The sequence below is a fragment of the Nocardia niwae NBRC 108934 = DSM 45340 genome, assembly GCF_001613465.1.
GTDB lineage: Bacteria > Actinomycetota > Actinomycetes > Mycobacteriales > Mycobacteriaceae > Nocardia > Nocardia niwae.
Map to the genome: position 1 here is coordinate 59,047 of NZ_BDCK01000015.1, position 26,615 is coordinate 85,661.

The 26,615-nt window shown below is 69.5% G+C and carries 24 protein-coding genes; 20 read left to right on the forward strand and 4 right to left on the reverse strand.

Annotated elements, in window-relative coordinates:
* Positions 1–45: 45 nt before the first annotated feature.
* The 11 genes from NNI01S_RS04140 to NNI01S_RS35855 all read left to right on the forward strand — a co-directional run bounded on the left by NNI01S_RS04140 (position 46) and on the right by NNI01S_RS35855 (position 14,197).
* Positions 46–1,362, forward strand: coding sequence for a dihydroorotase (locus NNI01S_RS04140; RefSeq protein ID WP_063017657.1), 1,317 nt, complete (start codon positions 46–48; stop codon positions 1,360–1,362).
* A gap of 38 nt (positions 1,363–1,400) precedes the next feature.
* Entirely contained in the window at positions 1,401–1,922 is a 522-nt protein-coding gene (locus NNI01S_RS04145; protein ID WP_063017659.1) for a PH-like domain-containing protein, read from the forward strand.
* Entirely contained in the window at positions 1,919–3,031 is a 1,113-nt protein-coding gene (carA, locus tag NNI01S_RS04150; protein ID WP_063017661.1) for a glutamine-hydrolyzing carbamoyl-phosphate synthase small subunit, read from the forward strand. The genes NNI01S_RS04145 and carA overlap by 4 nt, the downstream gene beginning before the upstream one ends.
* Positions 3,031–6,339 carry a carbamoyl-phosphate synthase large subunit gene (gene carB / locus NNI01S_RS04155; RefSeq protein WP_063017662.1) on the forward strand — a complete coding sequence of 1,103 codons (3,309 nt, stop codon included), beginning with the start codon at positions 3,031–3,033 and terminating at the stop codon, positions 6,337–6,339. The genes carA and carB overlap by 1 nt, the downstream gene beginning before the upstream one ends.
* A 25-nt stretch (positions 6,340–6,364) precedes the next feature.
* Positions 6,365–7,189, forward strand: a complete 825-nt coding sequence (gene pyrF / locus NNI01S_RS04160; RefSeq protein ID WP_063018666.1) for an orotidine-5'-phosphate decarboxylase — start codon at positions 6,365–6,367, stop codon at positions 7,187–7,189.
* Between the two features lie 571 nt (positions 7,190–7,760).
* Positions 7,761–8,081, forward strand: coding sequence for an integration host factor, actinobacterial type (mihF, locus tag NNI01S_RS04165; protein WP_028476708.1), 321 nt, complete (start codon positions 7,761–7,763; stop codon positions 8,079–8,081).
* 8 nt (positions 8,082–8,089) lie between these two features.
* The gene (gene gmk / locus NNI01S_RS04170) at positions 8,090–8,674 is read left to right on the forward strand and encodes a guanylate kinase (protein ID WP_063017664.1); all 585 of its coding nucleotides are present in this window, start codon (positions 8,090–8,092) and stop codon (positions 8,672–8,674) included.
* Positions 8,675–8,700: 26 nt separating this feature from the next.
* On the forward strand, positions 8,701–8,982 hold the full coding sequence (gene rpoZ / locus NNI01S_RS04175) for a DNA-directed RNA polymerase subunit omega (protein WP_039798918.1): 282 nt from the start codon (positions 8,701–8,703) through the stop codon (positions 8,980–8,982).
* Positions 8,983–9,025: 43 nt separating this feature from the next.
* A complete protein-coding gene (gene coaBC, locus NNI01S_RS04180; RefSeq protein ID WP_063017666.1) occupies positions 9,026–10,249 on the forward strand; it encodes a bifunctional phosphopantothenoylcysteine decarboxylase/phosphopantothenate--cysteine ligase CoaBC in 1,224 nt (407 codons plus the stop codon).
* A 233-nt stretch (positions 10,250–10,482) separates the two neighbouring features.
* Entirely contained in the window at positions 10,483–11,694 is a 1,212-nt protein-coding gene (gene metK / locus NNI01S_RS04185) for a methionine adenosyltransferase (protein ID WP_084488458.1), read from the forward strand.
* An 82-nt stretch (positions 11,695–11,776) separates the two neighbouring features.
* Positions 11,777–14,197, forward strand: coding sequence for a primosomal protein N' (locus tag NNI01S_RS35855; RefSeq protein ID WP_084488581.1), 2,421 nt, complete (start codon positions 11,777–11,779; stop codon positions 14,195–14,197).
* 134 nt (positions 14,198–14,331) lie between these two features.
* On the opposite strand, the gene NNI01S_RS04195 is transcribed toward NNI01S_RS35855, so the two are convergent.
* Positions 14,332–15,174, reverse strand: coding sequence for an NAD(P)H-binding protein (locus NNI01S_RS04195; protein WP_063018670.1), 843 nt, complete (start codon positions 15,172–15,174; stop codon positions 14,332–14,334).
* 74 nt (positions 15,175–15,248) lie between these two features.
* On the opposite strand from NNI01S_RS04195, the gene NNI01S_RS04200 reads away from it, so the two are divergent.
* From NNI01S_RS04200 to mbp1, 7 genes are all read left to right on the forward strand, one after another.
* Complete coding sequence (locus tag NNI01S_RS04200) at positions 15,249–15,827, forward strand: TetR/AcrR family transcriptional regulator (protein WP_245675966.1); 579 nt, start codon at positions 15,249–15,251, stop codon at positions 15,825–15,827.
* 104 nt (positions 15,828–15,931) lie between these two features.
* The gene (locus NNI01S_RS04205; protein WP_063017668.1) at positions 15,932–16,585 is read left to right on the forward strand and encodes a PadR family transcriptional regulator; all 654 of its coding nucleotides are present in this window, start codon (positions 15,932–15,934) and stop codon (positions 16,583–16,585) included.
* 60 nt (positions 16,586–16,645) lie between these two features.
* Positions 16,646–17,653 carry an esterase/lipase family protein gene (locus NNI01S_RS04210; RefSeq protein ID WP_084488460.1) on the forward strand — a complete coding sequence of 336 codons (1,008 nt, stop codon included), beginning with the start codon at positions 16,646–16,648 and terminating at the stop codon, positions 17,651–17,653.
* 520 nt (positions 17,654–18,173) lie between these two features.
* On the forward strand, positions 18,174–18,749 hold the full coding sequence (locus NNI01S_RS04215; RefSeq protein WP_063017670.1) for a TetR/AcrR family transcriptional regulator: 576 nt from the start codon (positions 18,174–18,176) through the stop codon (positions 18,747–18,749).
* Positions 18,749–19,972: an NADH:flavin oxidoreductase gene (locus NNI01S_RS04220; protein WP_063017672.1), complete on the forward strand. Its 1,224-nt coding sequence runs from the start codon at positions 18,749–18,751 to the stop codon at positions 19,970–19,972. Before NNI01S_RS04215 ends, NNI01S_RS04220 begins: the two co-directional genes overlap by 1 nt.
* Positions 19,973–20,250: 278 nt before the next feature.
* Complete coding sequence (locus NNI01S_RS04225) at positions 20,251–20,712, forward strand: hypothetical protein (protein WP_063017674.1); 462 nt, start codon at positions 20,251–20,253, stop codon at positions 20,710–20,712.
* Between the two features lie 115 nt (positions 20,713–20,827).
* Positions 20,828–21,073 (forward strand): microaggregate-binding protein 1, encoded by a 246-nt coding sequence (gene mbp1, locus NNI01S_RS04230; protein ID WP_063017676.1) that lies wholly within the window; start codon positions 20,828–20,830, stop codon positions 21,071–21,073.
* A 148-nt stretch (positions 21,074–21,221) separates the two neighbouring features.
* Here mbp1 and NNI01S_RS04235 read toward each other — a convergent pair whose 3' ends face one another.
* Positions 21,222–21,449 carry a hypothetical protein gene (locus NNI01S_RS04235; RefSeq protein ID WP_063017678.1) on the reverse strand — a complete coding sequence of 76 codons (228 nt, stop codon included), beginning with the start codon at positions 21,447–21,449 and terminating at the stop codon, positions 21,222–21,224.
* A gap of 219 nt (positions 21,450–21,668) precedes the next feature.
* Positions 21,669–22,877 carry an acyl-CoA dehydrogenase family protein gene (locus NNI01S_RS04240; protein WP_063017680.1) on the reverse strand — a complete coding sequence of 403 codons (1,209 nt, stop codon included), beginning with the start codon at positions 22,875–22,877 and terminating at the stop codon, positions 21,669–21,671.
* A 157-nt stretch (positions 22,878–23,034) separates the two neighbouring features.
* On the opposite strand from NNI01S_RS04240, the gene NNI01S_RS04245 reads away from it, so the two are divergent.
* Both NNI01S_RS04245 and NNI01S_RS04250 read left to right on the forward strand, forming a co-directional pair.
* A complete protein-coding gene (locus NNI01S_RS04245) occupies positions 23,035–23,895 on the forward strand; it encodes a TetR-type transcription factor C-terminal domain-containing protein (protein ID WP_063017682.1) in 861 nt (286 codons plus the stop codon).
* A 176-nt stretch (positions 23,896–24,071) separates the two neighbouring features.
* Entirely contained in the window at positions 24,072–25,013 is a 942-nt protein-coding gene (locus NNI01S_RS04250) for an alpha/beta fold hydrolase (protein ID WP_063017684.1), read from the forward strand.
* 13 nt (positions 25,014–25,026) lie between these two features.
* Here NNI01S_RS04250 and NNI01S_RS04255 read toward each other — a convergent pair whose 3' ends face one another.
* Positions 25,027–26,559, reverse strand: a complete 1,533-nt coding sequence (locus NNI01S_RS04255; RefSeq protein WP_063017693.1) for an acyl-CoA synthetase — start codon at positions 26,557–26,559, stop codon at positions 25,027–25,029.
* Positions 26,560–26,615: the final 56 nt, after the last annotated feature.

Sequence of the window (26,615 nt, forward strand, 5' to 3'; positions counted from 1 at the left end):
CAGCGTGACCACGCAGAGCCACGCTCGTGCCGGAGAGGACGCAGCATGAGTGAGCACATCACCGTCTTGATCAAGGGCGTACTGCTGTACGGCGAGGGCGAACCGGTCGACGTGCTCGTCGCCGATGGGGAGATCCGCGAGATCGGCGCCGATCCGGGCGCGGTCGACGCCGAGATCATCGAGGCGCACGGGCAGATCCTGCTGCCCGGCTTCGTCGACCTGCACACCCACCTGCGCGAGCCGGGCCGCGAGGACACCGAGACCATCGAGTCCGGCTCCGCGGCCGCCGCGCTCGGCGGCTACACCGCGGTGTTCGCGATGGCCAACACCAACCCGGTCGCCGACTCGGTGGTCGTCACCGACCATGTGTGGCGGCGCGGCCGGGAGGTCGGCTTGGTCGACGTCTACCCCGTCGGCGCGGTCACGGTCGGGCTCGCGGGCAAGCAGCTCGCCGAGATGGGGACCATGGCCGCGGGCGTCGGCGCGGTGCGCATGTTCTCCGACGACGGCCACTGCGTCTACGACCCGCTGATCATGCGCCGGGCGCTGGAGTACGCGAACTCGCTCGGCGTGCTGATCGCCCAGCACGCGGAGGAGCCGCGACTGACCGAGGATGCGATCGCGCACGAGGGGCCCACCGCGGCCCGGCTGGGTCTGGCCGGCTGGCCGCGCGCGGCCGAGGAATCCATCGTGGCGCGCGACGCCCTGCTGGCGCGTGACGCGGGCGCCCGGGTACACATATGCCACGCGTCCACGGCGGGCACCGTGGAGCTGGTGCGGTGGGCGAAGTCCCAGGGCATCTCCATCACCGCCGAGGTCACCCCGCATCACCTGCTGCTGGACGACTCCCGGCTGGAGACCTACGACGCGGTCAACAAGGTCAACCCGCCGCTGCGCGAGGCGTCCGACGCCGCCGCGCTGCGGCAGGCGCTGGCGGAAGGGATCATCGACTGCGTCGCCACCGACCACGCACCGCACGCCGAGCAGGACAAGTGCTGCGAGTTCGCCGCCGCCCGGCCCGGCATGCTGGGACTGGAGACGGCGCTGTCGATCATCGTGCGGACCATGGTCGAGCCGGGGCTGCTCGACTGGCGCGGCGTCGCTCGCGTGATGAGCGAACGCCCCGCCGCGATCGTCGGCCTGGACGAGCACGGCAGGCCGCTCGAGGTCGGCGAGCCGGCCAACCTGACGCTGGTCGACCCGAAAGCGAGCTGGACGGTGCGCGGGAAGGAACTGGCCAGCATCTCGAACAACACGCCGTTCGAGGCGATGACCTTCCCGGCGCGGGTGACGGCGACGCTGCTGCGCGGCCGGATCACCGCCAGGGACGGCAAAGCGCTGGGCAACCGGGCGGAGGCGTAGATGAGCGACCGACACGCAGCCGTTCGAGGAGGTTCGTAGTGGAGAGAACACTCTGGGTGGTGGGGCTGCTGGTGCTGTTCGCGGTCTGCCTGTGGCTGATGTACCGGGGCTGGCGCAACCGCGCCGCACGTCAGGCGGAGCGCATCGGCGCTTTGCCCGCCGTGCCCGCCGAACTCGGTGCGCAGCTGCTGGAGCCGACCACCGGCCTGTATCTGGGCAGCACGATCGCGCCCAGCTGGCAAGACCGGATCACGGTAGGAGACCTGGGCTTTCGCGCCACCGCGGAACTCACGCGGTTCGAACGGGGGATTCTGCTCGAACGCGACGGCGCGACGGTGATCTGGATTCCACAGGATTCCATCACGGCGGTACGCACCGAACGTGGCCATGCGGGCAAAGTGATGACGGAAGATGGTGTGCTGGTCATTCGCTGGAAGCTGCCGACCGGAACCGAGATCGACACGGGTTTCCGCGGCGACGACAAGTCGGTCTACCCGGCTTGGCGCCGGCTTCCGGCGGGAGATCAGAGCGGGACGATGACGGGAGATGACGAGGGATGACAGGAGAAGCAGCACTCGTGCTGGAGGACGGCCGGGTATTCCGCGGCCGGGCCTACGGCGCCGTGGGCCAGACGCTCGGTGAGGCGGTGTTCTGCACCGCGATGACCGGGTATCAGGAGACCCTCACCGACCCGTCCTACCACCGCCAGATCGTGGTGGCCGCCGCGCCGCAGATCGGCAACACGGGCTGGAACGACGAGGACGACGAGTCCACCAAGATCTGGGTCGCCGGATACGCGGTGCGCGACCCCGCGCGACGCGCGTCCAACTGGCGCGCCACCAAGACGCTGCCCGACGAGCTGGAGCGGCAGGAGGTCGTCGGCATCGCGGGCATCGACACCCGCGCGCTGGTGCGTCACCTGCGCACCCGCGGCTCGATGAAGGCGGGCATCTTCTCCGGTGACGCGCTCGCGGCCGCCGACGAGCTGGTGGCCAGGGTGAACGGGCAGCCGTCGATGCTGGGCGCCGACCTCGCGGGCGAGGTGACCACCGACGCGCTCTACACGATCGAGCCGGACGGCGACCACCGGCGCACGGTCGTCGCGGTCGACCTCGGGATCAAGACGAACACCCCGCGCATGTTCGCGCAGCGCGGCATGCGGGTGCACGTGGTGTCCTCGAGCACCACGCTGGACCAGATCCTCGAACTGAAGCCGGACGGGGTCTTCCTGTCCAACGGCCCCGGCGACCCGGCCACCGCGGACACGGCGGTCGAGCTCACCCGCGGCGTGCTGGGCGAAGGCCTGCCGCTGTTCGGGATCTGCTTCGGCAACCAGATCCTCGGCCGTGCGCTCGGCCGGGGGACCTACAAGATGAAGTTCGGCCACCGCGGCATCAACATCCCGGTGGTGGAGCACGAGACCGGCCGGATCTCGATCACCGCGCAGAACCACGGGTTCGCGCTGGAGGGCGAGCGGGGCGAGCGGTTCGACACCCCCTTCGGCACGGCCGAGGTGAGTCACGTCTGCGCCAACGACGGCACGGTCGAAGGCGTGCGGCTGGTCGACGGTCGCGCGTTCTCCGTGCAGTACCACCCGGAGGCCGCCGCCGGACCCCACGACGCCGCGTATCTGTTCGACCGTTTCGCCGGTCTCATGGAAGGAGCCTGATGCCTCGCCGCGAGGATCTCGAGCACATCCTGGTGATCGGTTCTGGCCCGATCGTCATCGGCCAGGCGTGCGAATTCGACTACTCCGGCACGCAGGCGTGCCGGGTGCTGCGGGCCGAGGGCCTGCGGGTGTCGCTGGTCAACTCGAACCCGGCGACGATCATGACCGACCCGGAATTCGCCGACTCCACCTACGTGGAGCCGATCACGCCGGAGTTCGTGGAGAAGGTCATCGAGAAGGAGCGTCCCGACGCGATCCTGGCCACCCTGGGTGGACAGACCGCGCTGAACACCGCGGTCGCGCTGCACGAGCGCGGTGTGCTGGAGAAGTACGGCGTGGAGCTGATCGGCGCCGACTTCGACGCGATCCAGCGCGGTGAGGACCGGCAGAAGTTCAAGGACATCGTGGCCAAGGTGGGTGGCGAGAGCGCCCGCTCGCGGGTCTGCTTCACCATGGACGAGGTCCGCGAGACGGTCGCCGAACTCGGCTATCCGGTGGTGGTGCGGCCCTCGTTCACCATGGGCGGCCTCGGTTCCGGCATGGCGTACAACGAAGCCGACCTCGATCGCATCGCGGGTGGCGGCCTGGCCGCCTCGCCCACCGCGAACGTCCTCATCGAGGAGTCCATCCTCGGCTGGAAGGAATACGAGCTCGAGCTGATGCGCGATGGCCGCGACAACGTCGTGGTGGTCTGCTCGATCGAGAACGTCGACCCGATGGGCGTGCACACCGGCGACTCGATGACCGTCGCGCCGGCGATGACGCTCACCGACCGCGAGTACCAGAAGCTGCGCGATCTCGGCATCGCCATCCTGCGCGAGGTCGGCGTCGACACCGGCGGCTGCAACATCCAGTTCGCGGTGAACCCGAGCGACGGCCGCCTGATCGTCATCGAGATGAACCCGCGCGTCTCGCGCTCGTCCGCGCTGGCGTCGAAGGCCACCGGCTTCCCGATCGCGAAGATCGCCGCCAAGCTGGCCATCGGCTACACGCTCGACGAGATCGTCAACGACATCACCAAGGAAACCCCGGCCTGCTTCGAGCCGACCCTCGACTACGTGGTCGTGAAGGCGCCGCGGTTCGCGTTCGAGAAGTTCCCCGGCGCCGACGGCACGCTCACCACCACCATGAAGTCCGTCGGCGAGGCGATGTCGCTCGGCCGCAACTTCGCCGAGGCGCTGGGCAAGGTGCTGCGGTCGCTGGAAACCAAGGCCGCAGGCTTCTGGACCCAGGACGACGGCGCGTGGACCGACGTCGAGGCGATCCTCGAGGATCTGCGGACCCCCACCGAGGGACGCATCTACCAGGTGGAGCGGGCCCTGCGGCTGGGCGCGAGCATCGAGGACGTCGCCGCGGCATCGGGCATCGACCCGTGGTTCGTCGCGGAGGTTGCCGGTCTGGTCGAGTTGCGCCAGGAGATCCTCGACGCGCCCGTGCTGGACGAGCCGCTGCTGCGGCGGGCCAAGCACTACGGCCTGTCCGATCGCCAGCTGGCCGCGCTGCGGCCGGAGCTGGCGGGGGAGACCGGTGTGCGCGCGCTGCGCCATCGGCTCGGCGTCCGACCGGTCTTCAAGACCGTCGACACCTGTGCCGCCGAGTTCGAGGCGAAGACCCCGTACCACTACTCGGCCTACGAGCTGGACCCCGCGGCCGAGTCCGAGGTGGCGCCGCAGCCCGAACGCGAGAAGGTGATCATCCTCGGATCCGGGCCGAACCGCATCGGCCAGGGCATCGAGTTCGACTACTCGTGCGTGCACGCGGCGCAGACGCTGTCGCAGGCCGGGTACGAGACGGTGATGGTCAACTGCAACCCCGAGACCGTCTCCACCGACTACGACACCGCCGATCGCCTGTACTTCGAGCCGCTGACCTTCGAAGACGTGCTCGAGGTGTATCACGCCGAATGCGAGTCGGGTACCGTCGCGGGCGTCATCGTGCAGCTGGGCGGTCAGACGCCGCTCGGCCTCGCCCAGCGGCTCACCGCGGCGGGGGTGCCGGTGGTCGGCACCAGCGCGGCCGCCATCGACCTGGCCGAGGATCGCGGCGAGTTCGGCGATGTGCTGGTCGCGGCCGGGTTGCCCGCGCCGAAGTACGGCACCGCGACAACGTTCGCGCAGGCGCGCAAGATCGCCAACGACATCGGTTACCCGGTGCTGGTGCGCCCGTCCTACGTGCTCGGCGGACGCGGCATGGAGATCGTGTACGACGAGAACTCCTTGGAGGGCTACATCTCCCGGGCGACCGAACTCAGCCCGGAGCACCCGGTGCTGGTCGACCGGTTCCTGGAGGATGCGATCGAGATCGACGTCGACGCGCTGTGCGACGGCGAGGAGGTCTACCTCGGCGGCGTGATGGAGCACATCGAGGAGGCGGGCATCCACTCCGGCGACTCCGCGTGCGCGCTGCCGCCGATCACCCTGGGCCGCAGCGATATCGAGGCGGTGCGCCGCTCGACCATGGCCCTGGCCAAGGGCATCGGTGTCCGCGGACTGCTCAACGTGCAGTACGCGCTCAAGGACGATGTGCTCTACGTGCTGGAGGCCAATCCGCGCGCGAGCCGGACGGTTCCGTTCGTGTCGAAGGCCACCGCGGTGCCGTTGGCGAAGGCCGCCGCTCGGATCATGCTCGGCGCCACTATCGCCGAACTCCGCAAGGAGGGCATGCTCCCGGGCGAGGGCGACGGTGGGCACGTCGCGCTGGACGCGCCGGTCGCGGTCAAAGAGGCTGTGCTGCCGTTCCACCGCTTCCGGCGCGCCGACGGCAGCGGCATCGATTCGCTGCTGTCGCCGGAGATGAAGTCCACCGGCGAGGTGATGGGCATCGACGCCGATTTCGGCACCGCCTTCGCCAAGAGCCAGACCGCCGCCTACGGCTCTCTGCCCACCGAGGGCACCGTGTTCGTCTCGATCGCCAACCGGGACAAGCGCGCGATGGTCTTCCCGGTCAAACGACTGCACGACCTGGGCTTCCGGATCCTCGCCACCGAAGGCACCGCGGAGATGCTGCGGCGCAACGGCATTCCCTGCGTGCAGGTGCGCAAGCACTCCGAGGTGGGCCCGGACGACGAGCCGACGATCGTGGAGCAGATCCGCGACGGCGAGGTCGACATGGTGTTCAACACGCCCTACGGCAACTCCGGTCCCCGCGTGGACGGCTACGAGATCCGCAGCGCGGCGGTCGGGGTGAACATCCCGTGCATCACCACCGTGCAGGGTGCGGCGGCCGCGGTGCAGGGCATCGAGGCCAGCATCAACGGCGGCATCGGGGTGCGGTCCCTGCAGGAACTGCACTCGGTGCTGCGTGGGTGAGCCACGACCGGACGGAGTGGGCGAGATGAAGACCTTCGGCGAGCGCTTGCGGCACGCGATGCGGGACTTCGGGCCCGTGTGCGTGGGGATCGACCCGCATCCGGAGCTGCTGCGGACCTGGGATCTCACCGACGACGTCGAGGGACTCGAGCGCTTCACCGAGATCTGTGTGGAGGCCTTCGACGGTCTGGTCGCCCTGGTCAAGCCGCAGGTCGCGTTCTTCGAGGCTTACGGCTCCGGCGGTATCGCGGTCCTGGAGCGCGCCATCGCGGTGTTGCGCGCCTCGGGAACCTTGGTGCTCGCCGACGCCAAGCGCGGCGACATCGGCTCCACGATGGACGCCTACGCCCGGACCTGGCTGGCCGACGGTCCGCTCGGGTCCGACGCGGTGACGGTCTCGCCGTATCTGGGCTTCGGCTCGCTGGCACCGGCGCTGACGCTCGCCGAGGCCGGGCACCGCGGCGTCTTCGTGCTCGCGGCGACCTCGAACCCGGAGGGAGCGCAGGTGCAGCGGGCGGTCGCCGCGGACGGGCGCACGGTCGCGCAGACGATGGTCGACGAGGCCGCGGCTCGCAACGCGGGCGCGGACTTCGGTTCGGTCGGCGTCGTGGTCGGCGCCACGCTCAGCGAGGCCCCGGAGCTCGCCGCGCTCAACGGTCCGATCCTCATGCCCGGGGTGGGCGCCCAGGGCGGTGGTCCGGAAAGCATCCGGGACCTGGTACCCGAGCCGATGCTCGGGTCCGTCGTGCCGAACGTCTCGCGCGAGGTGCTGAAAGAGGGGCCTTCCGTCCCGGCACTGCGTGCCAGAGTGCAGGCGTTCCAGGACGCGTTCGCGTTCGTGCAGAAATGACCTCGAAAGGCCGGCGCACCCGCGCCGGCCTTTCGGCTTCTCCGCCTCCTGTGTGTGCAGGTGTTCGCACACACGTGCCCCTTACCGGGGTCTGTGCGGGCTCCTGGGCCGATTTCGGGGCGAACCGGTGCACGGGGATGGGCGTATCGCTCCTGGGGCGATGTACCGGGCCGGAAACCGGCACCGGATGCCGGTCTGCGCGGCCGAATCGGCTCGGATGTGACGCCCGACACGCGCAAAAAAGTCGCGACACGCGGAGAATTTCCAGAAAGTTCCTGGTAGGGCGCGTGAGGGGTTGCTGGAGAGATGCGCCGCCGTGTCGCAACCCTTCCGCAAACCATTCGGTTTGTCGAAAACGCCCTGCTGGCGGCGTATTTCGCTGATCCGGCACGGTGATGCGCTCGGTGGCGCGGGCGGGACCGGCGCTGGGCCCCGCGGGCGGGGTCCTCACCCCGAATCATGCGCTGACCTGGGGGGTGGGTTCGCAATCGGCGGACGTCGTGGGTACGGTCGCTGAGACTGCCGGGTTACCGGCAGGAGTTGATGCAATGAACGATGAGACGGAGGAACCGTGGCCCTTCCCCAGCTGACTGACGAGCAGCGCGCCGCTGCTTTGGAGAAGGCGGCTGCCGCTCGCCGCGCTCGGGCGGAGCTCAAGGAGCGCTTGAAGCGTGGCGGCACCAACCTGAAGCAGGTCCTCACCGACGCCGAGACCGACGAGATCCTCGGCAAGATGAAGGTGTCGGCGCTGCTGGAGGCCCTGCCGAAGGTGGGCAAGGTCAAGGCGGCGGAAATCATGAGCGAGCTGGAGATCGCCCCCACCCGGCGGCTGCGCGGACTCGGCGACCGGCAGCGTAAGGCGCTGCTCGCCCGGTTCGACTTCGACGCCTGACGACGAGGGTGATCGAACACACGCGGAAGGGTCGACTGGTAGTACTGGTCGGCCCCTCGGCCGTGGGCAAGTCCACCGTGGTCCGCTGTGTCCGCGAACGACTGCCCGACCTGGTCTTCAGCGTGTCGGCAACGACCCGGGCCCCGCGGCCCGGGGAGGTCGACGGCCTCGACTACCACTTCGTCTCCCGTGCGGAGTTCGACGCGATGATCGAGGCGGATGAGCTGCTCGAATGGGCGGACATCCACGGCGGGCTGCAGCGTTCGGGCACCCCCGCCGGGCCGGTGCGCGCCGCTCTGGCGGAGGGCCTGCCGGTGCTGGTCGAAGTGGATCTGGAGGGCGCGCGATCGGTGCGCCGGGCCATCCCGGACGCGATCCTGGTGTTCCTGGCTCCGCCGAGCTGGGAGGAGCTGGTGGCGCGGCTGACCTCGCGCGGCACCGAGTCGCCCGAGGTGATCGAGCGCCGCCTGGAAACGGCCAGGATCGAGCTGGCCGCCTGTGACGAGTTCGACATCGTTATCGTGAACGACGAGGTGACCAGCGCCTGTGAGCAGTTGGTATCGTTGTTCGTTAGCACAAATTCGAGTTCGTGACCTCCCAAACACCAGGAGCCCCCCTAGTGAGCAGTACGGACACCAAGACCGCGCCCGCCTACGACACGCCGGTCGGCCTCACCAACCCGCCGATCGACGAGCTGCTGGAGCGCACGTCGTCCAAGTACGCCCTGGTCATCTACGCGGCCAAGCGCGCCCGGCAGATCAATGACTACTACAACCAGCTCGGCGACGGCATCCTCGAGTACGTCGGCCCGCTGGTCGAGCCGGGTCTGCAGGAGAAGCCGCTGTCGGTCGCACTGCGCGAGATCCACTCCGACCTGCTCGAGCACTCCGAAGGCGAGTGAGGCGAACCGCGTTCGCCGTGACCACGACTAGGCCGGAGGCGTAGTGACCACAAGGATCGTCGTCGGCGTGGCCGGAGGGATCGCCGCCTACAAGGCGTGTTCTCTGGTCCGGCGATTCACCGAGACCGGACACGACGTCCGGGTGATCCCCACCACCTCGGCGCTGGAGTTCGTCGGCAAGGCGACCTTCGAGGCACTGTCCGGGAACCCGGTGCACACCGGCGTGTTCTCCGACGTGCCCGAGGTCCCGCACGTTCGGCTGGGCCAGGAGGCGGACCTGGTGGTCATCGCCCCGGCGACCGCCGACCTCATGGCCCGTGCCGCGTCCGGTCGCGCCGACGACCTGCTCACCGCCACGTTGCTGACGGCCCGATGTCCGATTTTGTTCGCGCCCGCGATGCACACCGAGATGTGGGAGCATCCTGCGACCGTCGCGAACGTCGCGACGCTGCGCGCCCGCGGTGCGATCGTCATGGAGCCCGCGGCGGGCCGGCTCACCGGCGCCGACACCGGCCCCGGACGGCTGCCCGAGCCCGAGGAGATCTTCGGCTTGGCGTCGCTGCTCCAGGAGCGCGCCGACGCGATCCCGCGGGATCTGGAGGGCCGCCGAGTCGTCATCACGGCGGGCGGCACCAGGGAACCGCTGGATCCGGTGCGTTTCCTCGGCAACCGCAGCTCCGGCAAGCAGGGCTACGCGCTCGCGCGGGTCGCCGCTCAGCGTGGCGCCCACGTCACGCTGATCGCGGGCAACACGATCGAGATGGCGGCGCCTGCCGCCGTCGACCTGGTGCACATCACCACCGCCGAACAGCTGAAGACCGCCGTCGACAAGCACGCCGTCGGCTCCGACGCGGTGATCATGGCCGCGGCGGTCGCCGATTTCCGGCCGACCAATGTCGCCGCCGCCAAGATCAAGAAGGGTGCGGGCGAGCCCGACGTCATTGCGCTGACCAAGACCGACGACATCCTCGCCGGACTGGTGCAGGCGCGCCGCGACGGGCAGTTGCCCGGCACCGCGATCGTCGGCTTCGCCGCCGAGACCGGTGACGAGCACGGCGACGTCCTCACCCACGCGCGGGCCAAACTCGCCCGCAAGGGCTGCGACCTGCTCGTGGTAAACGCGGTCGGCGAGGGCAAGGCGTTCGAGGTGGACACCAACGACGGCTGGCTGCTCGGCGCGGACGGCACCGAACAGGCGCTCGATCACGGCTCGAAGGCCTTGCTGGCCAGCCGTGTGCTCGACGCGCTGAGCGTGTTGTTGCGCTGAGCCGGGCGGCGTGCCTGCCAGCATTGCCATCCGATCCGTCGTTCGTTCGCGGCGTCGTCATGATTTCGGCATCGCCGGGACACCGGGAATTCAGCTGTCCGGGGCGGCTGTGTAGTTGAGGTCCGCCCTGTCGGTGATTTGGAATAGTCTGAGATGTAAGGGTTGCGCGGTCGCGACATCGCGTTACTGTCGCAAGCCGATACGAGTAACCCGTTGAGGGAGAGGGAAGAACTGTGCGCACGTCCGGGAGCCGGCTTTTCACCAGCGAGTCCGTGACCGAAGGTCATCCGGACAAAATCTGTGATGCCATCAGCGATTCCATTCTCGACGCATTGCTCGCGGAGGATCCGCGCAGCCGGGTCGCGGTGGAAACCCTCGTGACGACCGGCCAGGTCCATGTCGCGGGTGAGGTCACGACGTCGGCGTACGCCGATATTCCCCGAATTGTCCGGGAAAAGGTCCTGGAAATCGGATATGACTCGTCGGCAAAGGGATTCGACGGGAATTCCTGCGGTGTGAATATCGCGATCGGCGCGCAGTCGCCGGATATCGCGCAGGGTGTCGACACCTCGCACGAGGCGCGCGTCGGCGGCTCCGATGACGAGATCGAGCGGCAGGGCGCCGGTGATCAGGGCTTGATGTTCGGTTACGCCACCAAGGACACCCCGGAGCTCATGCCGCTGCCGATCGCGCTCGCGCACCGGCTGTCGCGCCGCCTGACCGAGGTGCGCAAATCCGGCGTGCTGCCCTACCTGCGCCCGGACGGCAAGACCCAGGTCACCATCGAGTACGACGGCGATCGTCCGGTCCGCCTGGACACGGTGGTGGTCTCCACCCAGCACGCCGCCGACATCGACTTGGACAACCTGCTGGCGCCCGACATCCGCGAGAAGGTGCTCGACGCTGTGCTCGCCGACCTGGAGGTGCCGAGCCTGGACGTCTCGAACATCCGCCTGCTGGTGAACCCCACCGGCAAGTTCGTGCTCGGTGGCCCGATGGGCGACGCCGGCCTGACCGGCCGCAAGATCATCGTCGACACCTATGGCGGCATGGCCCGTCACGGTGGCGGCGCCTTCTCCGGCAAGGATCCGTCGAAGGTCGACCGCTCGGCCGCCTACGCCATGCGCTGGGTCGCGAAGAACGTGGTCGCGGCCGACCTGGCCGACCGGGTCGAGGTCCAGGTGGCCTACGCGATCGGCAAGGCGGCTCCGGTCGGCTTGTTCGTCGAGACCTTCGGCACCGAGAAGGTGGACCCGGCCCGCATCTCCACCGCGATCACCGAGGTCTTCGACTTGCGCCCCGGCGCGATCATCCGCGACCTGGACCTGCTGCGCCCGATCTACGCGCCGACCGCCGCGTACGGCCACTTCGGCCGCACCGACGTCGACCTGCCGTGGGAGCACACCGACCGCGCGGACAAGCTGCGCGCGGCTGTCGGACTCTGACCTCGATCAGGTCCGAGTGAACGAACCCGCGGCGGACACCCCCGCCACCGAGGCGGACGGTCCGGCCGCGGGTCTTCCGGGCGTGACGCTGCCGATCGCCCGGGTGCTGCCGCTCTTGTCGCCGGCGCATCTCGACCGCGACTTCGACTACCTGGTGCCCCCCGAGCTGGACGAGATCGCCCAGCCGGGGGTCCGGGTGCGTGTCCGTTTCGCTGGTCGACTGGTCGACGGGTATCTCCTGGCCCGGTCGGCGCACAGTGACCACGGCGGCAAGCTGGTCAAGCTCGAACGTGTCGTTTCCGGCGAACGCGTGCTGACCCCGGAAATCCTGGAACTGGCGGGCAACGTGGCAGCCCGGTACGCGGGTACGCGGGCCGACGTCCTGCGGTTGGCCATTCCGCCGCGCCACGCACGCACGGAAACCGGGGGCAAGAAGAAGTCGGCTGCGGCACAGTCGGATTCCGTGTCCTCCGGCGTTTCCCCGTCTGCTTCCCCGGTGGACCGGGGTGCGCGCGCGGACGCTGATGAAGCCGAAACGGTCGGTGGTCAGGCGTCTTTCGCCCGATCTGTCGGCGCGGAAGACGCCACCGATACGCCATCCGACACTGTGAGTCCCGCGAATTCTTCTGTACCGCAGCATGGTTCGGCATACCGAGGCTACGGATCCATGGGAGAGAATGGCGGAACCGTCGGTGCGGCCGATGCGGGCGATCGCGACCCTGCGAGCGCGGACACCGCCCGGGATGTGCGCTCGCCTGAGGCGGCCGGTGCTGAATTCGAGGGCGAATCGTTCTCGCAATCCCCGGAACCGGGCTGCGACGGCGACGGGCACCGCGCGGCGACCGGCGGCGACAGTGCGCAGGCAACCTGCGAGGACTCGCCGCTCGCGGCCGTAGATCTCGCTGCCTGGGAGCGTTACGTACACGGCTCGGCATTCGTCGGTGCGCTCGCGCAAGGCAAAGGGGCCCGCGCGGCGTGGCAGGCGCTGCCGGGTGAGGACTGGCCACGGCGGCTGGCGGAACTCGCCGCCGTGGAGGCGCGGCAAGGGCGCAGTGCGATTCTCATGGTGCCCGACCAACGCGATCTCGACCGCGTGCTGGCGGAATGCGTTCGACTGGTGGGGGACTCGGCTGTCGGGCTGGCCGCAGGCCTCGGCCCCGCGGCTCGCTACCGGCGTTGGCTCGCGGTGCTGCGCGGTTCGGCCCGCGTGGTGGTCGGCACGCGCAGCGCGGTATTCGCACCAGCGGTGAACCTCGGGCTGATCGCGCTGTGGGATGACGGCGACGACACCTACGCCGAACCCCGCGCACCGTATCCGCACGCGCGTGAGGTGGCGATGTTGCGCGCACACGACACCGGAGCGGCCTTCGTCGCGGCGGGTTTCGCCCGGACCGCCGAGATCCAAGCGGTGGTCGATTCCGGCTGGGCGCACGACCTGATCGCCGATCGCGCGGTACTGCGCAAGGCCGCGCCGCGGATCAGCGCCCCAGGCGACAGCGACATCGCACTGGAGCGCGATCCGGTCGCGCGTGCGGTCCGGATCCCCGGCGTCGCCTTCGCGGCGGCTCGCGCCGCACTGAAGGAGGGGGCGCCGGTGCTGGTGCAAGTGCCGCGCCGGGGGTACATTCCGGCGCTGGCCTGTGGGAAGTGCCGTACTCCGGCGCGCTGCAGACACTGCAACGGGCCGCTCGCGCTGCCCGAAGCCCGGAGCTCGGCCGATCCCGGTGCGTCCGCGCAGAGCCCCGCTTGCCGCTGGTGCGGGATCACCGAGGCTGCCTTCCGATGCTCCACCTGCGGCTCGCGCGCGCTGCGCGCCGTGGTGATCGGGGCAGCGCGCACGGCGGAGGAACTCGGCCGCGCCTTCCCCGGCGTGCCGATCCGAGGTTCCGGTGGCGGCGCCGTGCTCGATACGGTGGAGCAGGGGCCGCAGGTGGTGGTCGCCACGGTCGGCGCCGAACCCGTGGTCCCCGGCGGGTACGGCGTCGCGCTGCTGCTCGACGGCTGGGCCTTGCTCAGCCGCCCGGACCTGCGCGCCGCCGAGGACGCGCTGCGCCGCTGGATGACCGCCGCGGCGCTGGTCCGCGCGCACGGCCAGGTCGTCGTCGTGGCCGAGCCGTCCGTCCCGACCGTGCAGGCGCTGGTCCGATGGGATCCGGTGGGCGCGGCGCGAGCGGAGGTAGCGGCGCGGGCCGAGGTGGGCTTCCCGCCCGCGGTCCGGCTCGCCGCGATCGACGGCACCGCCGAGACCATCGCCGACCTGCTCGCGGCGGCGGACCTGCCCGATACGGTCGACCGCCTCGGACCGGTGCCGCTGCCGGATGGCGCCCGCAAACCGTTCTCCTCCGGCGATGCGCCCGCCGAAGTCGAACGCTTGCTCCTGCGGGTCGAGCGCCGTCGTGGATCGGCGCTCGCGCATGCCCTGCGTGCCGCCCAGGCAGTCCGCAGCACGCATCGTTCCGACGCTCCGCTCCGCGTGCAGATCGACCCGGTCGACATCGGCTGACGGGCGCGGGGAGAGGGTTCCGAGGGGACTCCTCGACCCCGGTCTTCGGGCAGTTCGGCCGAGGTGCCGGACGCCGACGGGCAGGCGACGAAGTCGCCCATCGCCGAACCGGCGGCCCAGCGCTCCGCCGAGCGTCAGGCGAAGGCCGCCCGGTTACGAACGGCCCAGTCGGCGTAATGCGTAGCCGGCCGCCCGAGCACGCGCGGCACGTCGGGGCTGATCTGCTGTTCGTCGGCGGTCGGCTCGCCGAGGATCGTCAGCGTGTGCTCGGCCACCGGTTCGGGCATGAACTCGAGCATTGCCGAACGCGCCTGCGCCCGAGTCAGTTCCACGAATCGCAGCGGCTCGCCGAGCGCCTCGCCGAGTGCCGCGGCCTGGCTCCGCGGTGTGGCGAGTTCGGGTCCGGTCAGGGTGTAGACCTGTCCGGCGTGCCGGTCGTCGCGCAACGCCGCCGCCGCCACGGCGGCGATATCGGCGGGATCGATCGAGGGAAGACCGATATCGCCGAACGGCGCGGCGACCAGACGCTGCGTGCGCACCGAATCCGCCCACGCGTAGGTGTTGGAGAAGAACCCGCCCGGGCGCAGGAAGGTCCAGGCCAGCCCGGAGTCCTTGATCGCCTGTTCGTAGGCGACGAGCCGGGCATAGCCCGCCGCGTCCGGGCGAGTGGCGACGCCTTGCGAGGACACGAAGACGATGCGCCGCACACCACCCGCCGCGGCGACCTTCAGCACCTGCTCCGGTTCCGGGCCTGCCACCAACTGCTCACCGGTGATCAAGAGGAACAGGGTGTCGGCCCCCGCGACGGCGGGGGAGAGGCTTTCCGGCTCGCCGAGATCGGCCCGAACCGAGCGGACTGTGTCGGGCAGCGAGAGATCCGTATGCCGCGCGACGGCTGTCACCTCCTCGCCTGCGTCCGCCAGCAGGCGCACGAGGGGCGCGCCGATGTTGCCGGTCGCTCCGGTGATCACGATCATGGTCATCTCCTAAGTTAGTTGGCTGACTAAATACAACCTAGCCGGTCTGGCCCGCGCTGTCTACAGTTAGTTGTGTGACTGACTCAGTGGCGGAGACCAAGCTCGGCAAGCGGGAACGGCTGATCGAAGCCGCCGTGCGGGTGTTCTATCAGCAGGGCGTGGAAAAGACGACGATCGCGGACATCGCCCGCGCCGCGGAGGTTCCGGTCGGCAACGTCTACTACTACTTCAAGACCAAGGACCAGCTGATCGAGGCGGCGATCGGCTCGCACGCGCGCATCCTCGATGCCGTGATCGCCGCGAGCGACCGGAGTGAGACTCCTGCGGAGCGACTGAAAGCCCTGATCGCGGGGTGGGTCGCCGATCGCGAGCAGACCGTGCGTTACGGCTGTCCGTTCGGCACCCTGTCGTCGGAGCTGGACAAGCGGGGTGGCGGATTGGATACCGCGGCCGCCGATGTGATGCGTGTCCTGGTGGATTGGGCCGAACGGCAGTTCGCCGCGATGGGACGCGTCGACGCTAGCGAGCTCGCGATCGCCTACGTCGCGGCTTATCAAGGTATCTCGCTGCTCACCAATACTTTTCGCGATCCGGAACTCATGGTCACCGAAGGCGCGCGGCTGTCGCGTTGGATCGACTCGCTGGTGGGCTGACACTCGGGCGGGGGGTCAGGGTGCGAAATCGAACCTTGCGTTCGATGCATTGCCGATATATCGTCGATAGTGTGAATCGAACCCGAGAGCCCTGGGAGGCTGACATGGAAAACCAAGAATTTCGCGAATTCGGCCGGCGTGGCCGCAGGCCGATGCCGGGTCCGGAAGGCTTCGAACACGGGCGGCGCTTCCGCCGCGGCGGACGTCACGGCTTCGGTCCCGAGTTCGGCCCTGGCTTCGGTCCCGGATTCGGCCCTGGCTTCGGTCCGCACTTCGGTCGCGGACGCGGACGCGGCGGCCGGGGCAGGCGGGGTGACGTCCGCGCCGCCGTGCTGTTGCTCCTTGCCGAGCAGCCGATGCACGGATACGAACTCATCCAGCAGATCCGCGAGCGCAGCAACGACATCTGGCGTCCGAGTCCCGGCTCGATCTACCCCGCGCTGGCGCAGCTGGAAGACGAGGGCCTGGTCCTCATCGAAAAGGTCGCCGGGCGCAAGACGGCGAAGCTCACCGAGACCGGTACCGAGTATGTCGCCGCGCACCGCGACGAGCTGGGCGATCCCTGGGCAGACGTGCAGCAGGACGTCGGTGCTCAGGCGATGGATCTGCGCGCCCTCGTGGGACAGTTGATGGGGGCGGTGGCGCAGGTCGCGGCGGCCGGCACGCCGCAGCAGGCGGCGCGTGCGGCGGAGTTGCTGACCGAGACCCGCAAGTCCCTCTACCGCATCCTCGCGGAGGACGAGACCCCCGAGAAGTAGGGGAGGCGAAACACCCCTATACCGCGCGCATTTCGAGTCGATCGGAGGGATCATTGTGAGATGCGACAGCCGAGTCGAGCGGGAGCTTGGGGTAGTTCACACTTGCGTCGCGCCGTGCTGGCCCTCGTGGTCGCCGGTGCGGCCGCGCTGGGGCCGGGCGTGGCGTCGGCCGAGCCGTCCGGCCTTCGCCCGCCCGACGTGCCGACCAACGCGGGCCCGCCGCAGTCCGATCACTTGGCCGCCGCCTGGTATCAGAAGAGCCACCCGAACGCGGTCCCCGGTGGTACCAACGACTTCGGCTGCGTGCCCAGCGCCCGTCACCCCCGTCCTGTGGTGCTCGCGCACGGGACCGACTCCACGGCCTATTCCGACTGGTCGGGGATAGCACCGCGGCTCACCGCGGCCGGATTCTGCGTGTTCGCGATGAACTACGGCGGCAAGCCCGGCGCGGACAGTTACGGTACCGAGGATCTGGTGCTCAGCGCTTATCAGATCGGTGCGTTCGTCGATCAAGTGCTCGCGGCGACCCGCTCGGCCAAGGTCGATCTGGTCGGGTTCTCCCAAGGCGCCAACGTGACTCGGTACTACGTCAACAAGCTGGGCGGTGCGCCCAAGGTCGAGCAGTGGGTCGGCCTCGCCTCGCCCACCTACGGCGGAGTCATGTACGGACTGGTGCCGGTCGCCCAGGCGATTCCCGGCGCTTTGCAGGCGTTCGCCCAGGTGACTTCGCTCGCCGCGGTGCAGCAGGCCGAAGGGTCGCCGATCATGCTCGATCTCAACGAGGGCGGCGACACGGTGCCCGGCGTGCGGTACGTGACCGTCGGCAGCCGCGTCGACGAGATGATCCAGCCGTTCGAGAACATCGCGCTGCGCGGGCCCGGCGCGCGGAACATAGCCCTGCAGGACCTGTGTCCCGCCGATCTCACCGGGCACTTCCATATGGTGTACGACCCGTTCGTGCAGGAGTTGCTGCTGACCGTGCTGGAGCCGAGCAGCCCGGCGCCCGTGTGCCGACCGGTGCCGCTAGGCACCGGCATTCCCGAAGTCATCATCGCCGGCAACTCCTGAGCCAGGGACCGCGCCGCCCGGCCCGCTCGGCTGCGCCAGGAAGAGGGAGCTGAAGGCGCGTACCCGCCCACGCCGCGCTGGAGCTCACCAGGGGCGAGCGGAGCCGGTTCGTAGGGCACGCGCGCCGGCGCCGGCCGAATCCGCTGCCCACGGTCGACGCTGAACCGGCGGGGAGTCCGGAGGGCTGCTCGTTCTTCATCTTCGCCCTACGGAGGAGGCCCGGCTCGGCTTCCTCGGGCGGGGTCGTCGATCCCAACGTCGCCACCGGTGTCGGCCGCCTGGTGCCCGCACCGGTTTGCGGCGCGTGGGTCGGTCGGCCGATATCGGCGTGTAGCCGATCGAGTCGGCCCCTGCGTGGTTCGCGCGGGCGGCGGTGAGACAACGAAAGTCACCGATCAGTTCCGTTCGCCGACGACCTCGCGGGCAGGACGAAGTCTTCTGGCGGAGGCTCGCGGCGGAATGCCCGGCAACGTTTCAATCAATGATTGAATCACCGTTGGAAACGTGCTTGACTGTGCGCATGCCGAAACCGGTCTCCGAAGCCGCGACCACGCGCGATCGCTTGCTGACAGCCGCCGAACGCCTGCTGCTCGAAGGCCGGTACGACGAGGTGTCGGTGCGGGGGATCTGCGCGCATGCCGGGGCGAATCCGGCGGCGGTGCACTACCACTTCGGGTCGAAGGACGCCCTGGTCGCCGCGTTGCTCGAGGAGCGGCTCGGACCGGTGTGGGCGGACCGTCTGGCCGCCGTAACCGGCGCCCACGGGTCGATCGGCGAGGTGGTCGACGCGGTCATCGAACCTTTCGTCGAGTTGGCTGCCGATCCGGTGGGCCGTCTGCACCTGCGATTGCTGGCGCAATTCGTCCTCGGCAGGCATGTGACGGAGTGGCGTCAGCCCTGGTTCCGCATCGATGCGTGGGTGAGCCTTTTGCCGGGCCTGAGTGAACGCGAGAGCAGGCGCCGGTGGATGCTGGCGTTCGACCTCGTCATCATGCGGTTCGGCAGCGCGGAGCACCGGGAGTTGTCCCAGGAGGCGGTGGCCACCCTCCGGGAATTCGTGGTGGCCGGATTGACCGCGCCGACAGGAGAGAAATGATGAACGACGTATTCGCACCGGCCCGGCTCGGGCCGATCACGTTGCGCAATCGGGTGATCAAGGCCGCGACCTTCGAGGGTCGTACGCCGGACGCGGTGGTGACCGACGAACTGATCGAGTTCCATCGCGAGGTGGCCGCCGGTGGCGTCGGGATGACGACGGTGGCCTATTGCGCTGTCGCTCCCGGTGGACGGACCGACCGGCACCAGATCTGGATGCGTCCCGATGCGGTGCCGGGGCTGCGCAGGCTCACCGACGCCGTCCATGGCGAGGGCGCCGCGGTGAGCGCGCAGCTCGGCCATGCGGGCCCGGTGGCGAACGCGGCCTCCAACCGTGCTCCGGCGCTGGCGCCGAGCCGGATGTTCAGCCCCCTCTCGATGCGCATGATGCGAAGCCCCGACGAGCACGGCCTGCGCGAGGTCGTGGCCGCACACGCGGATGCGGCGAGGCTGGCGGAGGAGGCCGGCTTCGACGCGGTCGAGATCCACTTCGGACACAACTATCTGGTGAGCTCGTTCCTGAGTCCCAAGCTGAACCGCCGCACGGACCGGTATGGCGGCAGCTTGGCCAACCGTGCGCGTCTGGCGCGCGAGATCGCCGCTGCGGTGCGGCACGCCGTGGGCGGCCGCCTCGCGGTGACGGCGAAACTGAATATGGAAGACGGCGTGCGGGGCGGGCTCACCGTGCCCGAGTCGGTGCAGGTCGCCGCGTGGCTGGAAGCCGACGGCAGCCTGGACGCCTTGGAACTCACGGCGGGCAGTTCACTGCTCAATCCGATGCTGCTGTTCCACGGCGACGCTCCCCGGCGGTCGTTCGGCGACGTGCTGCCGGTGCCCGCGCGCTGGGGCTTCCGGGTGGTCGGCAAAGCCTTCTTGAAGGAGTACCCGTACCGCGAGGCGTATCTGCTGGAGCGAGCCCGGCACTTCCGGCGGGAATTGTCGATGCCGCTGGTTCTGCTCGGCGGCATCACGAATCTGGACACCATGCGGCTCGCCATGGCCGAAGGCTTCGAGTTCGTCGCCATGGCCCGTGCGTTGCTCCGTGAGCCGAACTTGTTGCGGCGCATCCAGTCCGATGCGTCGACCCGGTCGGCCTGCGTGCACTGCAACGAGTGCATGCCCACGATCTACACGTGTACGCGCTGCGTGTTCCGCCCTGATCAGCCGAGGGAACCCGTCGAGCTGACAGTGTCGGGGCTCGGTGGTACGGAGGTGCAGGCGTAGGCTCGGCGATCGACTCGGGCGCCGCGGGCGGGACGATCATCAGTGGCGAGGGCCTACGTAGTTCGCTGCGAGGGCAGCGAAGAGTAGACGCCACTGCCCGGCGGACAGCGTCCGGCCGGTGTCACTCCACATCACCGCCATGGCGGTGAGCATGACCGCGTGGACAGTTCCGAACCGGGATCACCGTATCGGCCGAGCCGCCCCGACGTGGGATGCGGAGCGAGGAGGCCGACGGCCGCTACAGCCGCGCCGCGGTACTCGGCTAGGGGAGAAGATCGGTGAGCAGTGCACACGGCCGGAAGACGATCAAGGCGGCGGGCGGAGTGACCAGTGTGGTTCTCAGCACCGTCATGGCCACGGTGGGAGCAACCCGGCCGATCTTCAATGGCCCGGGGCAGGACCTGCCCCGCGGCTTCTTCTTGATGGTCGAGCGGGGCGGTGAACTCGTACCGCAGATCACGCCGCTGGACCCGGCGCTGCTGTCGGACGATCACGCCGTCCGTCTTACCGACCAGCGTGTCGAATTCTTCATCGACGGGGCGCCGGTGGGCGCGTGCGGGAGCCCGCCGTACGGCAAGGGGGTCAACATCCTGCAGAAGCCGGTTGCGCTGCTCGGGCAGGCCTGGCTCGACGGCAGCCACTGGTTCCCGCTGCCGATCCCGGAGTACGACGACCGCGAGCAGCGGCTCACGATGACGCGGTACCGGCGGGGGCCGACCGAAACCACCCCGCAGCGCTGACGCCGCCGGGCGCGACACGCCCGTGGTGCCGAACTTTATCGCCGTGGCTGGTTCGAGGCCGGTCTCCCGGGTATGCGCCAAGTGTCAGCTTGTTCCGATATTCCAGGAGGTTGTTGTGGCGGAACACGGAAGCGGTGCTCGTGAAGGCGCCGAAGGCGTCGTCGAAGACGTCAAGGGCAAGGTGAAGGAAGCGGCCGGCACCGTCACCGGTCACCAGGACCTCAAGGACGAAGGTCGCGCGCAGCAGGACAAGGCGGAATCGCAGCGCGAGGCGGCCGGCAAGGAAGCCGCGGCCGAGAAGGCTCGTGCCGAGGCGGACGTCGACGAAGCCCGCCAGTCCGCACATCAGCACGGACGGTAAGCGCACGCCGTTTCGTCCTACCGCAGACACCCCGCCGCCGCCGGTCGACACCGGCGGCGGCGGGCGTGTGTCCGAGACCTTCCTGCCGAGGCGGTGGCGCTCGGGCGAGGACCTCGGGCGAACGCGGCGGGCTCGGGCGGGGCGCTGCTCAGGAGTACGGCTCGACGGTGACTACGTAGTCGAGGTCCCGCACCCGTTCGGCGGTCTCGGGCGCCGACAGAATGACCAAGCGATTCGCGCCGCCGTCCTGAACCACTTCGGCGCCGGTTCTCCTCAGCCAGTCGAAGAATTCCGACCGGATCGCCGTGAGCGCGGCGTCGTCGGCGAGATCACCCGGACGCAGCAGGATGAGGTATCGGCGGTCGTGCGCTGACATACAGCTCTCCTCTCGATCATCCGGGAGCACGGTCGGGTCAACGAGGTGTGGGCGACGACCTCCGTCCTCGGATGTCTTGGCGGTGAAGATCCGCAGGTGCGCGAAGACCTGACCCGTAGTGACACGCTCGGGAATCGGCCGGTGCTACCCGAAGTCTATGGACCCCGGAGGCGAGGGTCCTGCTCTTCGGTGGTGTGGCGAGCCGGGCCCGCCTGCGGGTCAAGACCTGTCGGCCGCCGCCCGGCGGGCGGCGCTGACCGCGCGCTTGGCGATAGCCCACCGGTGTACCTCGGAAGGCCCGTCGTAGATGCGGAACGGCCGCACTTCGCGGGACAGGCGGGCCAGTGGCAGGTCGTCGGAGACGCCGAGGCCGCCGCACAACTGGATGCTCCGGTCGACGATGCGGAAGATCGCCTCGGCGGCGAAGGTCTTCGCGATCGAGGTGGCGTTGCCCGCGTGCTCCCCGTTGTCGAGTTCCCAGCAGGCGCGCACCAGCAGCGCACGGGTGGCGGCGATGTCGATCTCGTTGTCGGCGATCATCTTCTGCGCCATGCCGAGATCGCCGATGCGCGCTCCGAAGCCTTCGCGCTGAGCGACCCGCTCGACGGCGATGTCGTGGCCGCGCCGCGCCGCGCCGAGCCAGCGCATCACGTGCGTCATGCGGGCCGGCCCCAGCCGGACCTGGGCGTATTCGAAACCGCGGTCGACCGCGCCGAGCACCGCTTCATCGGGAACGATCATGTCCTCGAAGAAGACCTCGCAGTGGCCGCCGATCATGGCCCGGTCCAGCGTGGTGATGTGCCTGCCCACGCGCAGGCCGGGAGTGTCGGCGGGAGCCAGGAACATGGTCGCGCCGCCCCGCTGCCCGGGCACGCCGGAGGTCCGCGCCATCACGATGAAGAAGCCGGCGCCATCCGCGCCGGTGATGAAGTGCTTGTGGCCGTTGATCCGCCAGCCGCCGTCGGCGCGCACGGCGCGGGTGGCCAGTGCAGCCGGGTCGGAGCCGGCGCCGGGGGCGGGCTCGGTCATCGCGAAGGCCGAACGCACCTCGCCCCGCGCGAGCGGTTCCAGATAGCGCGACTTCTGCTCCGGGTCGGCGATGTGGGCGAGCATGTGGATGTTGCCTTCGTCCGGCGCGGCGATATTGAGCGCCGTCGGACCGAACAGCGAGTAACCCGCTTCCTCGAACACCGGCGCGCGATCCGACATCGACAATCCGTGACCGCCGTATTCGAGGGGCGCGTGCGGCGCGAAGACCCCGGCTTCGCGCGCCAGCTTGTTCAGCGTGACACGCAGTCCGTCGCCCCCCGCGGCGGTGATGTCGCCGTTGTGTTCGTCCGAGATCGGCAGCACCGTCTCCCGCACGAATTCACGAGTGCGCTCGGTGAGCGCCCGGACCTCGTCGGAATAGGTCAGATCGATCGGCATCGCGCATTCCTCCTCGATTTCCGGAGCTCGTCATTCGACCGAACGATCGCTCCATCTGAACACTGTCTCACTGCCGGTAAGCGCTGTCAAAGCTTCCACAGAGCATGAATCGGATCGAGAAATGGACATCTTCTGATGTTCAGATATTCTAAACATTATGGAGAACGGGACCGCTGCGCCGCACGAGGCGATCCGGCGCGCGCGCCGTGCCACCGGCCTGTCGCTGCGTGAAGTGGCTCGCCGTCTGGAGGTGAGTCCCGCAACGCTCAGCGCCGTGGAGACAGGTAAGACCGGGATCTCGATCGCCCGGCTCACCCTCTTGTCCGAGGTGCTCGGCGTGCCGGTCGCCCACCTGCTCGGCGGCGCTTCCACCGCGGCTCCGCCGAGCCGCCGCCGGTCGGTCGCCGAGCCGGGCGCGCCCGGCGGCTGGCGTGAGTTCGCCCCGTTGGACGTCGACCCGGTGCTGGCCGCCGCCCTCGCCTCGTTCGTAGAGTTCGGCTATCACGGCACGACCGTGCGCGCCCTCGCCCGGCGGGCGGGCACCAGCGTTCCCGGGCTCTACCACCACTATCGCGACAAGCACGACCTGCTGGTTCGCATCCTGGACCTGACCATGGACGAATTGCACTGGCGAGTGCGCGCCGCCCGCGCCGAAGGCCGCGACAGCATCCACCGGGTGCGCCTGATCGTCGAAGCGCTGGCCCTGTTCCACACCCATCGCCGCGATCTCGGTTTCATCGGCGCCAGCGAGATGCGCAGCCTCTCGCCGAGTGAACGCGCCCGCATCGCCCGCTCTCGCCGCGACATCCAAGCCATCCTGGACGACGCGATCGCCGAGGCTCACGCCGAGGGCCGCGTCGCGAGTCCCCACATCCGGGCGGCGGGCCGAGCCATCGCCACCATGTGCACCGCCATTCCCCAGTGGTTCCGAGAGTCCGGCCGGGCGACGCCGGAGGAAGTGGCCACGCAGTACGGCGACTTCGCCCTGGATCTGCTCGGCGTCGATCCGGAGAACTAGCCGCGCCTTTCCTCGCCGGCGCGGACATCACTGCGAGCCGCTCCGTGCAGGCCGCCCCACCTTGGTGGTGATCGGCCCACCCCTTGGGGATCTGAGCCCAGCACTCGGGGGCCTGCCTGCGGCGGCGCGGACGGCGGACAGTAGGACGTGTCATCGCCAGCGAACCGGAGCATCCCATGTCGATTCTCAGCAGCATCGCCGCCACCGCGGAACGGCGTGCCACGGTCTGGACCGAAGACGGCGTGGCGCTCGCGGTCCGCGAATACGGCCCGCGAAACGCGGACCTCACCGTCGTCCTGTTGCACGGACACTGCCTGCGCACCGAATCCTGGACCTACGTCCGCGCGGAGTTGCTGCGCCGATACACCGGCGCCCGGATCGTCTGCTACGACCACCGTGGCCACGGCGAATCCGCCACGGCCTCCCGGCGGACCTACAACCTCGACCAGCTCGGCCGGGATCTGCGGGTCGTTCTCGACGCCGTGGCCCCCACCGGACCGGTCGTCCTCGCGGGCCACTCGATGGGTGGCATGACCGCGCTCACCTATGCCGGTCAGAATCCGCACGAGATCGGCACCCGGGTCGTCGGCGTGGCTCTCCTCGCGACCGCTGCCGACGGGCTCGCCGACGCCGGGTTCGGCCGTCTGCTGCGCAATCCGGTCGTCTCCGCGTTCCAGGCGGCCGTCCGCCGCGCCCCGGGGGCGATGCACCACGCGAAGCTGCTGGCCTGCCGTCTGTTCGCTCCGCTCATCCGTACCGCGGAGTTCGGTGATCGCAAGGTCAGCACGCGGGTGCTCGCCCTGGCCAACGCGATGCGCAACGAGACGCCGATCGTCACGATGGCGAGCTTCTTGAGCGACTTCATGGTCTACGACCGAACCGACGCGCTCGCGCTCCTCTCCCGGATCCCCACCTTGGTGCTGTGCGGCTCCGCCGACCTGATGACGCCACCGTCGCATTCCATCGCGATGGCCGCCGCCGTCGAGTACTCGGATTTCGTGATCGTCGAGGGCGCCGGTCACTCCGTGATCCTGGAGCGGCCCGGCCAGGTCGCGGAGGCCGTCGCACGCCTGATCGAGCGCGCAGGCCAGGCCGCCGACCTCACCTTCGCGGCGTAGCGCTCCGGGTAACTCACGTGTACCGCTGGCGGAGTTTGCCTTTGACCAGCTTCCCCGTGGGGGTTCGAGGCAGGTCGTCGGCGAAGTCGAAACTCCGTGGCACCTTGTAGTGGGCGATGCGGTCGCGCAGATAGTCGCGCAGCTCCGCCGCGAGGTCGGGGCCGGGTTCGACGCCCGGCGCCGGTTGGACGACGGCCTTGACGGATTCGCCCATCTCCTCGTCGGGCACGCCGATCACCGCCACGTCGAGCACCGCGGGATGCAGGGCGAGCGCGTCCTCCACTTCCTGCGGGTAGATGTTCACGCCGCCGGAGATGATCATGAAGGCCTTGCGGTCGGTGAGGAACAGATAACCGTCCTCGTCGACGTAGCCGATGTCGCCGGTGGTCGTCCAGGCCGGGTGGTCCGGGTGGACCGCCTCGGCCGTCTTCTCGGGGTCGTTGTGATAGGCGAAGGGAGCCGCGTCGCGTTCGAAGTAGATGGTGCCGATCTCCCCGGTGGGGAGTTCCGCGCCGTCGTCGCCGCACACCCGGATCGTTCCCAGGCCGGCGGTGCCGACCGAGCCCGGTTTGCGCAACCACTGCTCGCTGTCGATGAAGGTGGCGCCGTTGGCCTCCGTGGAGGCGTAGTACTCGTGCAGGATCGGGCCCCACCAGTCGATCATCGCCCGCTTCACGTCGACCGGACACGGTGCGGCCGCGTGCACGGCCACCCGCAGGCTGGACACGTCGTAGCGGGCGCGGGCGGTCTCGTCCAGTTTCAGCATCCGTACGAACATGGTCGGCACCCACTGGCTGTGGGTCACCCGGTAGCGCTCGATGGCGGCCAACGCCTGTTCGGCGTCGAACTTCTCCATGATCACGAGCGTTCCGCCGAGCGCGTGGACCACGCCGCCGAAGCGCAGCGGCGCGGCGTGATAGAGCGGGGCGGGGGAGAGGTAGACCGTGTCGGTGTCGAAACCGTAGAGCGGGCCGAAGATCGCGGTGTAGGCGTCGCCCGGCGCGTCGCCGACCTGCCGGTCCGGCAGGGGCTGTTCGATGCCTTTGGGACGCCCTGTGGTGCCCGAGGAATAGAGCATGTCCGCTCCGCGCGGCTGGTCCGGCAGGGGCTCGGGGGACGCGGCGGCCCGGGCGTCCTCGTAGGACTTGTAACCCTGCACCGGACCGTCGAAGGCAAGACGGATGTCGACCGCGGGGGTCTGCGCCACGATCTGCTCGGCGGCGTCGGCGAGACCGGCCGACACGATCAGGGCCCTGGCGCCACAGTCGTTGACGATGTAGGCGATCTCGCTCGGCGACAGATGCCGGTTGACGGCGGTGATGTAAAGCCCGGTTCGCAGTGCCGCCCAGTAGACCTCGTAGATCTTCGGGTCGTTTCCGGACAGCAGCGCCACGTGCTCGCCCTTGCGCAGCCCCGCGTCGTACAAGTGCCGGGCCAGTCGGACCGAGTTCTCCTCGAGTTCCCGATAGGTCAGACCTTCGCCGGTCTCGGCGCGAATGATAGCCGGTTTGTCAGGGAATCGGTCGACGTGTGCGCCGGGGTACATGCGGCTCCTCGGTGGAACATGGCGGTCGATGCCCGGCCGCCCGGCCTGCGCGGGCT